Raw genomic sequence first — 13052 nt, 5'->3', positions numbered from 1 at the left:
AGCAACTGACTTGTAATCAGTAGGTTGCGGGTTCAAGTCCTGCTTTCGGCACCATTAATTTAATAGGGGTGTAGTTTAACGGTAGAACAGCGGTCTCCAAAACCGTTAGCGTGGGTTCGATTCCTGCCACCCCTGCCATGGCGATTGTGGCGAAGTGGTTAACGCACCGGATTGTGGCTCCGGCATTCGTGGGTTCGATTCCCATCAGTCGCCCCATAAATTAGTAGATAACATCCTTAAAGGATGTTTTTTTTATTTAGTTAAATAGTGAAAGATTTACTTTTATATCACCTATTTTCTTATTTTTTATATACTAAATAGTATAGGAGGGATAGAAGATGGAAAAAGGTGAGATAATTTCTATCAATTCCTGCGCTTTAGATGTAACTGTTGAAGAATTTAATAAAAAGGACTTGGAAGAAGCAGGAGTATTGATTGACTATGATTCGGATAATGAGATTGAAATAAATTCTAATAAGCGTAATAAGAAAAGACCATCTTATCAATCAAGTTGGTCTAGATGGATTTTTTTAGGTATTTTAATGGTTCTTTTAGTTATAGTGATGTTTGCAGGTCATGTTTTGATTGAACAACAAGAAAAATCGTTTTTTTCAAATTCTGCAACGACTGAGATTGTTTATTTAATAGAAAATGAGTATATTTAGTTCAAGTAAAAGGAGTATATTGTAGATATACTCCTTTTACTTTTGTCTAAAAATTTTAATAATAGCAATTACAATCACCCAGATTTCAAGTTGGCCAAACATCATCCCAATTATCTCAGTCCATAAGATGACGGTGGAGTTGTGGCAGAAGTAATACCGATAGATAGTCCATTGGTTTTAAGTGCTGATGAAAATTCAAATAATGAGGATTGAAGTGGATAACCCTATACTAAAAAAATGAAGGTACCTATCAGTAAGAGAATTAGATAGGCGAAAGCATAGGTAGAAGCTTCAATAATGAAAGATGATTCTAAAAATATTTTTCCTTCCGGTTTGAGGAGTGTGTCTTCCTTAATAAAAAATTCTGATTTAAATTTCATTTTTAGATTCTAGATACATTGTTTACATAAAAGTAAGATACGATAGAGTTTTATATCACCGGATGTTGAACCTGCTCCCCCGCTCATAATCATGAGAATTATCATTAAGAAAAGCGCAAATGGAGTCCAGTCGTTAAAGGATACGGTTGCATAGCTAGTTGTTGAAATGGCTGAAATAATTTGAAAGAGTGAGTTTCTAAAAGTTTCATTTAATGTTGGATATACGGTTGTTAAGAGAGAGAATATCATGATAGGAGTGGAAATTCCGATTAATATAAACATGAATTTTATTTCACTTAATGCAAAAAAATGCTTAAATTTTTCTCTTTAATAAAGTCTAGTGATTGATTTAACTTTTAATTATAAAAAAATGTTATATTACGACAAAAAACATCAAACAATCCCAGAATTCTACGAGAGAAATGAGGAAGAAACATGGAAATTTCATGATATAATAAAGGTAGAAAAATATCAGGTTTAGGTGTATTTTGAAGAAAAGTGGAGGGAAGACTGTGGAGAAAAAGGTGAGACAGTTATTCGAGTATTTATTGGCTCTTCGAAATTTAAGTTATGAGCCGATTCGACACATACAGAAATACGAGAAATATTGGTTTTTGGATGATTTAGAAGAAGGATTTGGACTATATTTGGATGGTAAAGGAGACGATGAACAGTCAGTCATTGAAATTCACCAACAATCTTTTAATGCTGATTATCCTCCTTTAAATGAATTAGTTTTTCAGGTTGTCACATTACTTGATTTTGATTATACGAAAGAGAGTAGTGTGAGTTGTTCTGATTTAGAGTTATTGCAAATTCTAAAGGAAGAGCTTGAAAAATTACGCGATAAAGTTGAAAGTGAGATAGATGAAGAATTTGATTTAACGCCATGGCAAGTCTTTTTACTTTCACATTCTTCTTCATTTATCTTTAAAGAAGAATGTCTAGAGAAAATGGATGATGTTTTATCGAGAATTGAATTAATTACATCTCAGTATAAATTATGGTTAGGGTTATGGACGCAATGGGCGGTGATACAAAAGCGTAAGCGTCAAGTTCAAAAAATGTATGATTATTTTTTCAAGTTGATGCAGGTTTTTAAATCAGAGGAAAAATCCCTCGAGTTAATGCTTGGAATTGGGATGCTCACTTATCCAAGTAAGTCACAAATTTATCATCCTCTTTTAACAACGAAGTTAGAATTAGAGTTTGATGCTGAAAAAGGAATTGCCAAATTAATTCCCGGGGGGAAGGGGTATCAGCTAGAACTTGAGATGCTATCGGGGATTGAACTGCCAAATCATACTGAAATTATGAAGTTGAAGGATTTTGTAGCGGATCAATCGATTAATCCATTTGTCGTAGAAGAATTTGAGCCTTATTTACGCCAGTTTATTCATTATATCCATCCAAATGGTCAATATGTTGAGAAATTTATGTCAGAAGAGGGCGTAAAATATCCTGTTGTAGCTCCACGTAATGTGCTATTTGTACGAGCTAAATCGGATGTTTTATTAAAAGAGGATTTAAAGTTAACGCTTGATTATATAGATGAAGGTGGAAAGATTCCTAAAACGATTCAATCGATCATCGGGGTAGAGGGATTAAATTTAAGTGATGAGGATGTTTTAAGTTGGAAGGGTGTAGGGGAGAACTTATTATTTCCACTTCCAGCGAATGAAGAGCAAAAAGATATTGCAAGACGCCTTGAAAATAATATTGCCATTACCGTACAGGGACCTCCAGGAACGGGGAAAAGCCATACGATCGTCAATTTAATTTCTCATTTGCTGTCACATGGGAAGCGAATTTTAGTGACGAGTGAAAAAGATAAAGCATTACGTGTTCTGATGGATAAATTACCTGAAGAAATTCAGCCGCTTTGTGTTTCATTACTTGGTGGGGATCGCCAGTCACTTAATCAGATTGAGCAATCGATTCGTGGTATTTCTGAAGGATTAGCAATATATGATAGCCAGATTTTGGAAAAAGAAATTCAGGTTTTAAGTCGTCAGTTAGATATGATTCGTCGCCAAATGAATATGACGAGAAATAATATTATAAGATTCAGAGAGCTAGATTCAAAAGGATATCCATGGAAGGAGAAAATGTCTCAGCCTTATGAAATGGCACAGTTGCTTTTTGAAAAATCAGCTCAGTATCATTGGGTTAAAGATTTAATTGAAATGAATGCAACGTGTCCCTTAAGTGATGAGCAGTTTGTGACATTGTGGGAGTTAAAGTGTCATTTACCTAGAATGCATAAGGAGATTATTCATTCTCATTTTCCAAATTTAAGTCGTGTGTTAAGTATTGAAGAATACCGCCATTTGTTAAAAGAGGAGCAAGGTTATTTAACTCGTCTTGAGGAATTGAAAGTTTTTGATGATTTATATGAGTTTGATGAAAATCGTGTGTTTTTAGAAAATGTGCATCAACAATTAGTGCAACTCGTGTCAAAGCTTGATAAAGTACAAGATCCACTTGAACAACATATTTTAAAAGAGTGTTTATTAACAGATGATCGATATTCGGTTTGGCAGACGGTGTATGAGCATCTTAAACAGATTATGGTTAAGATAAATGAACATGAGTTAAAAATTGTAAATGATGAAGTTCGATGCGAGTTTTTTGATCATCCAAAATACGAGCAGTTTTTGATGACCATTTCAGAGAAACTTCACGCTAATAAACCCATTCGAGGTTTATATTTAACGTTTAATCCCGACTTAAAAGCTTTTTATGAAAAAACGCGTGTAAACGGGCACAAGATTGAAACATTGCATGATTTAGATTGTGTGAGATTGTATAAAGAGAAGATTGAGCTTTTACAACAGTTTGCGGCGGTTTGGAATAAGAATTTAGCGGTGAATGGTGGAGCTTTGATTGAGAGTAATCAGCTTTTGAAGTTGTTCGAGCATCATCAAAAGTTAAAACAATTAGAAAATACGTTAGAGTGTGTGGAGCGTATTCAAGCATTGAATGAGTATATTACCGCCTCAACAAAGACGTTTAAAAAGATTGAGTATGAGAATTTATCACAGCTAAGTCATTTAGCTTATTCGATTGAGTTGACACAAGTTAAAATGCGCTTAAAGGGATGGCGAGACGTTTATCAAGTATTGTTATCACAATATAAAACGAATTTGATGAATGATCATATGCATCCGCTTTGTTCAAAATTATATGAGTCCTTAGTTGAAAAGAATCATGAACGTTTTAGTGAATTGCTAGTTGAAATTAAATCTTTAATTCAAATTAAGGAACAGTATCAAGAATTTTATCAGTTATTAAATACTTTAAAAGTTAGTATGCCATTGTTTGCAAATGAGATATTAGGAACAGTTGGGTTAGTTGAATCAATTCCGGGAAGCTTACAAGAAATTTTTGAGTTTGGAAAGCTTCAAACGTTTTTAAATCAGCTTGATGAGTGGAAAATTGGCGAGCTCGAAATGAAACTATCTCTGCTTGAAAAAGAAGAGGTTTCAATTATTAAGCAGTTAATTTTTAAAATGACGTGGAAAAATCAATTAGAACGTGTGACGCCAGAAGAGGATCGAGCGCTTCAAACATGGATGCAAAAAATGAATCGCATTGGTAAAGGAACGGGACGTCATGCCTCTAAATATCGTCGTGAAGCACGTACTGAGATGGAAAAGTGTCAGTCGGCGATTCCAGTTTGGATTATGCCAGTAAAAGAAGCTATTGAGAATTTTACGATTAATCCAGATTTATTTGATGTGGTAATTATCGATGAGAGTAGTCAATGTAATCTGTTAAGTTTACCTATTTTTATGCGAGCTAAAAAGGCAGTTATCGTCGGGGATGATCAACAAATTAGTCCGATGATGCCGGGAATTAGTGAAACACAAGTCAAAGATTTAGCTCAGCGTTATTTATATAATATTGAAGGAGGAAGTTCATACGATTTACAAACATCACTTTACGATGTGGCGTGTCGTGTTTTTTCAAGTAAAGGTAAATTAATGTTAAAAGAACACTTTAGATGTGTGCCTGAAATCATTGGTTTTTCAAATGCATTAAGTTACCATAACGAGATGATTCCATTAAAGTTACCACTGACTTCTGAGCAATTTAATCCACCAGTTTGTGCTATTTATATTGAAAATGCAACGCGTAATGAGCGAAAAGTCAATCATGAAGAAGCGATTCGTATTGTTTCTGATATAAAGGAAATGATTCAAAATCCTGCCTATTTTCATAAGAGTATTGGCGTTATTTCGTTACTTGGCGCAGAGCAAGCTAAATATATTTCTTCATTATTACTTGATGCTGTTGGTGAGAAAGTGATGATCGAGCGACAAATTATTTGTGGGGACGCTTATTCTTTCCAGGGAGATGAACGTGATATTATGTGTTTATCATTAGTTATTGCTCCGAATATGCGTTATAACACGTTGAATAAAAAACAATATACTCAACGATTTAATGTAGCTGCCTCACGAGCAAAATGCGAAATGAGATTATATCACTCTGTCACACTAGAAGAGTTAATGCCTGAAGATATTCGTTATCAATTATTAAGTTATTGTCAAAATCCTAAACCGATGTTTGTCTCAACAAGTGGGACATGTGAAACGTTGTTTGAAGTTGATGTGATGAAAGCTATTTTGTCACATGGTTATGAAGTGACTCCAAAAGTTCGCGTAGGAAAGTATCAAATTGACTTAGTTGTTGAGGGGGTACGTTCAAGGTTGGCTATTGAGTGTGATGGTGATACGTTCTATGGCAGTGAGAAAATTGAGCAAGATATGGAACGTCAGCGCGTACTAGAACGTGCAGGTTGGTGTTTCTTAAGAATTCGTGGAAGTGTCTTTTACCGTGATCCAGAGAAAGCGTTAAAAGTATTATGGGATAAATTAGAGCAATTAGATATTAAACCTAAAAACTAGAATTGAATTAAACCTTGATAAAGCTTTTGAAAATTTTATCAAGGTTTTTATTTTTAAGTAAATATTTGAGTATATTTAAATTAAAGTAGGTCATAATATATTTGTTAGTTATTCGGCAAAAAAACTAATAAAAATTGTTGACAGGATTCGACAGGCGTGATATTATATATGAGTAAGTTGTTAACGGAATGGCCCGTTGGTGAAGCGGTTTAACACACATGCCTTTCACGCATGCATACACGGGTTCGAATCCCGTACGGGTCACCATTTAAAATTAGATAGAAATATCTGCATGGAGGATTAGCTCAGCTGGGAGAGCATCTGCCTTACAAGCAGAGGGTCGGCGGTTCGAGCCCGTCATCCTCCACCATAATTAAATAAAAAAGATGCCGAAATAGCTCAATTGGTAGAGCAACTGACTTGTAATCAGTAGGTTGCGGGTTCAAGTCCTGCTTTCGGCACCATCTGGTGGGGTAGCGAAGTGGCTAAACGCGGCGGACTGTAAATCCGCTCTCTCCGAGTTCGGCGGTTCGAATCCGTCCCCCACCACCACTTTGAAAATGGGCTATAGCCAAGCGGTAAGGCAACGGACTTTGACTCCGTCATGCGCTGGTTCGAATCCAGCTAGCCCAGCCATTAAAAGTCCTGCTAGCTCAGTTGGTAGAGCATCTGACTTTTAATCAGAGGGTCAGAGGTTCGAGTCCTCTGCAGGACACCATTTATAGATGCGGGTGTGGCGGAATTGGCAGACGCGCTAGATTTAGGCTCTAGTACCTTTGGTGTGCAGGTTCAACTCCTGTCACCCGCACCATATTAATGATTAAAATGATAATTGGTTATCATTTTTTTTGTTTAGAAAATTAAATACTATAGCATATAAAAAAAGACTAGTTTTATTAAGAACTAGTCTTTTTTTATTCTTTTTTAAATAGTGCTGTCGGTTAAAGTATAATCTATTTACAGTGAATGACTTTAAGTGAAATCCTGAGACTCATAAAAGCTATAAATGGATTAACTGTTGAGTGTAGGATAGACTTTATGATGGTGCATAATTTTGACTCTGGTATTTTTTTTGAGTTTTCAAAGTAATACCATATTATATTTTATAAAAAATGTAATAGTTCTTTTCAACAAGAGAGACTTTTAAGACGAATATGGATTGATAAGATATACTTTCTTTAAATATAAAGCTAGTGAGCCTATTTAATTTAAACTCTTTTAAATAATCTTTATTTTTAATATTTAAAAATTTTCTATTACAATATGAATAAAATATCAAAATTTATTCTTTCAATATGGTTTTAATCAATAACATTGTAATAGGATAGGAGAGTTAATCTAACTATGTTAATATATGGAAAACACATTGTGGTGGAGAGAATGAGCAATGGATTCTAGATAAATATTTTATGTTTATTATTTCTAGTAGTTTGAATAATAAGGTTATTAGGAAAAGACATCGTTATGATGTCTTTTTTATATCAACTAAATTTCTTATTACTGAAAATCAGGAATAAATAAAATTATCCTGAAACTTAATACAGATACGATAACCCCTAATATCTTGGGCTGATATATAAATATGATTTTAAAAAATTATTATTATTTTAATCATTATATTTGACTTTTTAAATTGCTTAATATATAATAACAATATCAGTAATTATTACTATAATGAATTTGGAGGGATTACAATGTCATTAATCAATACTCAAGTAGTAGATTTTAAAGTTCAAGCTTATCACAATGGTGAATTCAAAGAAGTAACTAACGAAACAATTAAAGGACAATGGTCTGTATTCTTCTTCTATCCAGCAGATTTCACTTTCGTTTGTCCAACTGAATTAGGAGATTTAGCAGATAACTATTCTAAATTCCAAGAAATGGGATGTGAAGTATATTCTGTATCTACAGATACTCACTTCGTTCATAAAGCATGGGCTGATGCTTCTGAAACAATTGCAAAAATCAAATATCCAATGTTAGCAGATCCAACTGGAACTTTAGCTCGTGGATTTGGTGTTATGATTGAAGAAGAAGGTTTAGCTTTACGTGGAACATTCATCGTTAACCCAGAAGGTCAAATTAAAGCTTATGAAATTCATGATTTAGGAATTGGACGTAATGCTGAAGAATTAGTACGTAAAGTACAAGCAGCTCAATTCGTTGCTGAGCACGGAGATCAAGTATGTCCAGCTAAATGGCAACCAGGAGCTGAAACTTTAACTCCAAGCTTAGACTTAGTAGGAAAACTTTAATAGATAAAAAAGAGAGCATTCGCTCTCTTTTTTTATAAATTTTTGAATTGGGTATTATAGAGTTCAGCATAATATCCTTGTTTATTTAATAGCTCTTCATGTGTTCCTCTTTCTGAGATTCCATTTTTTGAAAGGACTAAGATTTCATCTGCTTCTTTTATAGTGCTTAAACGATGGGCTATTATAATGCTTGTTCGACCTTTTGTTAAATCTTCCAATGCCTCTTGAATTAACATCTCTGTGATATTGTCTAATGCTGATGTCGCTTCATCTAAAATGAGTATTGCAGGATTTTTAAGAAATACTCGTGCAATTGCGATCCTTTGTTTTTGCCCGCCAGAAAGCTTTACTCCACGTTCTCCAACAATAGTATCATATCCATTTTCTAGTGACATGATAAAGTCATGAATACGAGCTTTTTTGGCAGCTATAATTATTTCTTCCTCTGTTGCCTGTGGATTTCCATATAAAATATTATCACGGATATTGCCATAGAAAATATATACTTCTTGCTGAACGTGTCCAATATTTTTTCTTAAAGAGCTTAATTCATAATCTTTTATATTAATATCATCTATTAATATTTCTCCAGATGTTACATCATAAAATCTTGGAATTAGTAGAGAGATAGTTGATTTCCCAACACCTGATTCTCCAACTAAAGCTATTTTTTTACCAGATTCAATATTAATATTAAAATCTGTTAACACATGTTCTTCATTTGCTTCATATTTAAAGTTTACATGGTTAAAAATAATATTTCCCTTCGGATTATTTAAATAAATAGCATTTTCTTTTGACTTAATTTTGGGTTCTAATTGAATAATTTCGTAGAATCTTTCAAATCCTGCCCATCCTGTTTGGAATTGTTGCATAAAATTAATTAAGCGTTGAATTGGTTTAATTAAGAAATTTATGTATAGGAGAAACGCAGTAAAATCTCCAAATGTTAATGTATTATTATAAACGAGGATTCCTCCAATAATTAATAATATGAGATTCAAAATATCTATTAAAAAGGTATTTCCGCTTGAGAAGATTGACATTTGGAATAGTGCATTTTTCCATGAGTTAGCATAGTTTAAATTATTTTCAGTAAATTTATTGTACTCGTAATCTTCATTTGCAAATGATTTTGTTAAACGGATTCCCCCAATACTACTTTCAATTTGTGCATTGATTTCTCCTTGTGTTTTTCGTGTAGCTCTAAATCCTTGCATCATTGCATTCCGTCTCCACATTGAGAAGATGATAATTAAAATGATGATAGGAAATATCGATAAGGTAAATACAGCATTAATATTAAATAATATAATAAAACTTCCTATAATCATGATCAGAGATATAAAGATATCTTCTGGTCCATGATGTGCTAACTCTGTAATATCTCTTAAATCTCCTACTAATCGGGATATAATAACACCGGTTTTATTTTCATCATAATAACTGAAATTCAAGGATTGAAATTTTTTGAATAAATCTTGTCTCATATCAAATTCCATTTTACATCCCATAATATGCCCCCAATAGTTGACGATGTGTGAACATATTAAACGAATAATAAATAATATTAATAAAGTAAGACTTACTATAACCATAGATTGAATTTTTCCATTTGGAATATAATCATCCATAAATATCCCTGTAAAATAAGGATAAACTAAGTCGATACCTGCCATAAGTAGCGCGGCTATCATATCTAGAATAAATAATCCTAAATGATTCCTATAGTAAGAAATAAATTTTTTAAACATTTTTTCACTCCCTTATATGTGATTGTTCTAGTTTATCAAAAAAAAACAACATTTACAAATTATTCCTTTTAGTTATACATTTGTTATATATCAATATATTTATAACTGGTTATTTTGAAAGAGTAATACACATATTTTCCTCTTCTTTAGAATGACAAGTAAATAATAAAATTGTTATAATGTTATGTGAATAAGTATTTTTTTACAGATATTAATGACTTGGAGGGTAAGTGGATGAAAAGGTTAGATGTATATATTATAATTGCTGTTTTAATTATTAGTGGTGGACTATTCGCTATGTTTAGTTTACAGCCCCAGGTAGATCAAGAAGTGGTTATTTCTTTAAAAGGATCAGAATATGCACGAGTTCCTATTGATGGTAAGGAACATATTTATGAAATTGAAACAGAGCTAGGTTATAATAAGATAATTGTTAATGCTGAAGGTGTTCATATTGAAGAAGCTGATTGTCCAGATCATGAATGTATTTTATTTGGAACTTTAAGTAAAACAGGACAAAGTATTATTTGTGCACCACATTATCTAGTTATTGAAATAGTAGGAAATGTAGATAGTGGAATTGACGGAGTAGCAATCTAGGATAAGGTGGCGAGATATTTTGGAAAATGCAATGATTAAATTAAGTAATGTAACATTTGGTTATGAAGAGAATCAAACTGTATTAAAAAATTATAATTTATTAATTAATAAAGGTGAATTTGTAACAATTCTTGGTCATAATGGTTCTGGAAAGTCGACTTTATCGAAATTACTCGTTGGGTTAGTTAAAGCTAATGAGGGTGAAATCTATGTGGATAATCAATTGTTAGATGAAGAATCAGTTTATGATATTCGTCAAAAAATAGGGATTGTTTTTCAAAATCCAGACAATCAATTCGTAGGAAGTACTGTACGTGATGATATTGCATTTGGATTAGAGAATAAATGTGTTGAATATGATGAAATGCATCGCCTTGTGAATGAATATGCTGAAAAAGTTGGAATGAAAAACTTTTTAGACCGTGAACCGCATCGCTTAAGTGGAGGAGAAAAACAACGTGTTGCAATTGCGGGTGTTTTAGCTCTTGGAGCTAATGTTATTATTTTAGACGAAGCAACTGCAATGCTTGATCCACAAGGTCGTCAAAATATGATGAGTTTAGTTCGTGAATTGGCTGAAGATCATAATAAGACGATCATTATGATTACGCATCATTTAGATGAAGCTGTGTTTAGTGACCGTATTGTTGTGATGAATGATGGAGAAATTATTTTAGAGGGAAGACCAAAAGAAGTGTTTGCAAAGAAAGAGTTATTAGAATCTGTACAATTAGATGTTCCTTTTGCTGTTAAAGCTTCTTATGATTTGAAAGATAAAGGTATTATTGAGGATATTTGTACGAGCGATGAGGAGTTGATGAATAAGTTATGGGCATTAAGTTTGAAAAAGTAAGTCATGTTTATAATTTAAATACGCCAATGGAACAGCGAGCAATTTATGATATTAATATTGATATTCAAGATAATAAGTTTGTCTCAATCATTGGACATACTGGTTCTGGAAAATCAACGCTTATCCAACATATGAATGGTTTGTTAAAACCATCAAGTGGTGTGATTACTGTCGGAAAACAAACGATTAAATCGGATGAGAAAAACAAAAATTTAAAAGCGATTCGTCAGCATGTTGGCTTAGTATTTCAGTTTCCTGAGTATCAGTTATTTGAAGAAACTGTTGAAAAAGATATTATGTTCGGTCCAATGAACTATGGAGTTTCTGAAGAGGAAGCTCGTCAAAGGGCGAAAGAGGTTGCTAAGATTGTTGGGTTGGACGATAGTATTTTGGAGCAGTCTCCTTTTCATTTGAGTGGAGGACAGATGCGCCGTGTTGCGATAGCTGGAATTTTAGCGATGAATCCTGATATTTTGGTCCTTGATGAGCCCACTGCTGGACTTGACCCTCAAGGACAACATGAGATGATGCAGATTTTTAATGATTTGCATCAGAAGTATGGTAAGACTATTGTGTTAGTTACTCATGATATGAATCTGGTATGTGAGTATGCAGAGCATGTTATTGTGATGCATCGTGGTGAGATGAAGTTACAAGGGTCACCAAAAGAGGTGTTTAAAGAGGTTGAGTTACTTGGAGAGTGCGGGATTACTTTACCGTTAGCGGCGCAGAATTATTATAATTTTGCTTCAAAGCTCGGATTATCTGTTGAGGATTTACCTCTAACAACAGAGGAGTTTGTTTTAAAAATTGAAGATTTAGTAGAGAGGGGCTAGTTTGTGAACGGAATTATTATCGGACAGTATTTACCGGGTCAGTCATTTTGGCACCGACTGGATCCTCGTTCAAAGATTATTGCAACATCTTTATTTGTGATTTCAAGTTTTTTAATTGAGCAATGGTTTTTTATTGGACTTTTAGTTGTGGTTGAGTTAATTGCGATGAAGTTGACGAAGATCCCTTTGGATTATTTTTTTAGAAGTCTGAAGCCAATTTGGTTCTTTGTGATTTTGACGTTTTTCTTACAGGTTCTATTTAATAAGCAAGGAAATTTACTTTTTAGTCTGGGGCCTATCGGCATTTATGATGAAGGGCTTAATCTTGGTTTCTTTATGAGTATCCGACTTATTATTGTTGTGCTTATTTCTACTTTGTTGACACTTACGACTAAACCATCTGATTTGACGTTGGCGCTTGAGTCTTTATTCAAGCCATTTAAGAAGGTGGGGTTGCCGGTATCGGAGTTGGCGTTGATGATTTCGATTGCGCTTCGATTTATTCCAACATTATTCGAGGAGACGCAGAAGATTTTAAAGGCGCAGGCTTCTCGTGGTGTAGATATTAAGGAAGGTAAGTTCAAGGATAAGGTCATGCAGTTGATTTCTTTATTGGTGCCATTGTTTATTTTGTCGTTTAAACGCGCGGATGAGTTGGCGAATGCGATGGAGGTTCGTGGTTATGTTCCAGGACGTCCTAAGACGAGTATTAATCGTTTGTGCTGGCATGTGGCAGATACGGGATTAATTGTTGTTTGTTTAGTTATTTTTGTTGGTGCAATTGTGTTCTAAA

9 protein-coding genes and 9 tRNA genes are annotated in these 13052 nt (G+C 33.5%); 16 read left to right on the top strand and 2 right to left on the bottom strand.

Going from position 1 to position 13052, the window contains the following annotated elements; genetic code table 11:
* Nucleotides 1-64: 64 nt before the first annotated feature.
* From QWC74_RS11940 to QWC74_RS11930, 3 genes are all read left to right on the top strand, one after another.
* A tRNA-Trp gene (locus QWC74_RS11940) sits at nucleotides 65-138 on the top strand.
* 2 nt (nucleotides 139-140) lie between these two features.
* Nucleotides 141-216, top strand: a tRNA-His gene (locus QWC74_RS11935).
* Between the two features lie 122 nt (nucleotides 217-338).
* Nucleotides 339-665, top strand: a complete 327-nt coding sequence (locus QWC74_RS11930) for a hypothetical protein (RefSeq protein WP_009606150.1) — start codon at nucleotides 339-341, stop codon at nucleotides 663-665.
* 389 nt (nucleotides 666-1054) lie between these two features.
* Here QWC74_RS11930 and QWC74_RS14865 read toward each other — a convergent pair whose 3' ends face one another.
* Nucleotides 1055-1294 (bottom strand): potassium transporter TrkG, encoded by a 240-nt coding sequence (locus tag QWC74_RS14865; protein WP_350022611.1) that lies wholly within the window; start codon nucleotides 1292-1294, stop codon nucleotides 1055-1057.
* A gap of 263 nt (nucleotides 1295-1557) precedes the next feature.
* On the opposite strand from QWC74_RS14865, the gene QWC74_RS11925 reads away from it, so the two are divergent.
* The 9 genes from QWC74_RS11925 to ahpC all read left to right on the top strand — a co-directional run bounded on the left by QWC74_RS11925 (nucleotide 1558) and on the right by ahpC (nucleotide 8216).
* Nucleotides 1558-5958: an AAA domain-containing protein gene (locus tag QWC74_RS11925; RefSeq protein WP_006784060.1), complete on the top strand. Its 4401-nt coding sequence runs from the start codon at nucleotides 1558-1560 to the stop codon at nucleotides 5956-5958.
* 190 nt (nucleotides 5959-6148) lie between these two features.
* A tRNA-Glu gene (locus tag QWC74_RS11920) sits at nucleotides 6149-6225 on the top strand.
* 27 nt (nucleotides 6226-6252) lie between these two features.
* Nucleotides 6253-6328: transfer RNA gene (locus QWC74_RS11915), tRNA-Val, on the top strand.
* A gap of 18 nt (nucleotides 6329-6346) precedes the next feature.
* A tRNA-Thr gene (locus tag QWC74_RS11910) sits at nucleotides 6347-6422 on the top strand.
* Nucleotides 6423-6425: 3 nt separating this feature from the next.
* Nucleotides 6426-6510, top strand: a tRNA-Tyr gene (locus QWC74_RS11905).
* 9 nt (nucleotides 6511-6519) lie between these two features.
* A tRNA-Gln gene (locus QWC74_RS11900) sits at nucleotides 6520-6594 on the top strand.
* Nucleotides 6595-6600: 6 nt separating this feature from the next.
* Nucleotides 6601-6676, top strand: a tRNA-Lys gene (locus QWC74_RS11895).
* A gap of 9 nt (nucleotides 6677-6685) precedes the next feature.
* A tRNA-Leu gene (locus QWC74_RS11890) sits at nucleotides 6686-6769 on the top strand.
* A gap of 883 nt (nucleotides 6770-7652) precedes the next feature.
* Entirely contained in the window at nucleotides 7653-8216 is a 564-nt protein-coding gene (gene ahpC / locus QWC74_RS11885; RefSeq protein ID WP_006783705.1) for an alkyl hydroperoxide reductase subunit C, read from the top strand.
* A 32-nt stretch (nucleotides 8217-8248) separates the two neighbouring features.
* On the opposite strand, the gene QWC74_RS11880 is transcribed toward ahpC, so the two are convergent.
* Entirely contained in the window at nucleotides 8249-9970 is a 1722-nt protein-coding gene (locus QWC74_RS11880) for an ABC transporter ATP-binding protein (protein ID WP_006783706.1), read from the bottom strand.
* A 234-nt stretch (nucleotides 9971-10204) separates the two neighbouring features.
* Between QWC74_RS11880 and QWC74_RS11875 the strand changes: the two genes are divergently transcribed.
* From QWC74_RS11875 to QWC74_RS11860, 4 genes are read left to right on the top strand one after another with little or no spacing between them, the layout of a single operon-like run.
* Nucleotides 10205-10570 carry a NusG domain II-containing protein gene (locus QWC74_RS11875; RefSeq protein ID WP_006783707.1) on the top strand — a complete coding sequence of 122 codons (366 nt, stop codon included), beginning with the start codon at nucleotides 10205-10207 and terminating at the stop codon, nucleotides 10568-10570.
* 19 nt (nucleotides 10571-10589) lie between these two features.
* Nucleotides 10590-11423 carry an energy-coupling factor transporter ATPase gene (locus QWC74_RS11870; RefSeq protein ID WP_006783708.1) on the top strand — a complete coding sequence of 278 codons (834 nt, stop codon included), beginning with the start codon at nucleotides 10590-10592 and terminating at the stop codon, nucleotides 11421-11423.
* Nucleotides 11399-12259 carry an energy-coupling factor ABC transporter ATP-binding protein gene (locus tag QWC74_RS11865; protein ID WP_006783709.1) on the top strand — a complete coding sequence of 287 codons (861 nt, stop codon included), beginning with the start codon at nucleotides 11399-11401 and terminating at the stop codon, nucleotides 12257-12259. The genes QWC74_RS11870 and QWC74_RS11865 overlap by 25 nt, the downstream gene beginning before the upstream one ends.
* A gap of 3 nt (nucleotides 12260-12262) precedes the next feature.
* The gene (locus tag QWC74_RS11860) at nucleotides 12263-13051 is read left to right on the top strand and encodes an energy-coupling factor transporter transmembrane protein EcfT (RefSeq protein WP_006783710.1); all 789 of its coding nucleotides are present in this window, start codon (nucleotides 12263-12265) and stop codon (nucleotides 13049-13051) included.
* The last annotated feature ends 1 nt before the right edge of the window (nucleotide 13052 follow it).

Origin of the sequence: uncultured Turicibacter sp. (assembly GCF_938044715.1) — a bacterium.
Classification (GTDB): domain Bacteria; phylum Bacillota_I; class Bacilli_A; order MOL361; family Turicibacteraceae; genus Turicibacter; species Turicibacter sanguinis.
Note: the sequence above shows the minus strand (reverse complement) of the source record. Positions and strands in the feature narration are given on the sequence as shown.

What these genes read in the sequence shown, in the direction of transcription:
- ahpC (WP_006783705.1), top strand. Translation starts at nt 7,653, where the DNA reads ATGTCATTAATCAATACTCAAGTAGTAGATTTTAAAGTTCAAGCTTAT.
- QWC74_RS11880 (WP_006783706.1), bottom strand. Translation starts at nt 9,970, where the DNA reads ATGTTTAAAAAATTTATTTCTTACTATAGGAATCATTTAGGATTATTT.
- QWC74_RS14865 (WP_350022611.1), bottom strand. Translation starts at nt 1,294, where the DNA reads ATGATATTCTCTCTCTTAACAACCGTATATCCAACATTAAATGAAACT.
- QWC74_RS11865 (WP_006783709.1), top strand. Translation starts at nt 11,399, where the DNA reads ATGGGCATTAAGTTTGAAAAAGTAAGTCATGTTTATAATTTAAATACG.
- QWC74_RS11930 (WP_009606150.1), top strand. Translation starts at nt 339, where the DNA reads ATGGAAAAAGGTGAGATAATTTCTATCAATTCCTGCGCTTTAGATGTA.
- QWC74_RS11875 (WP_006783707.1), top strand. Translation starts at nt 10,205, where the DNA reads ATGAAAAGGTTAGATGTATATATTATAATTGCTGTTTTAATTATTAGT.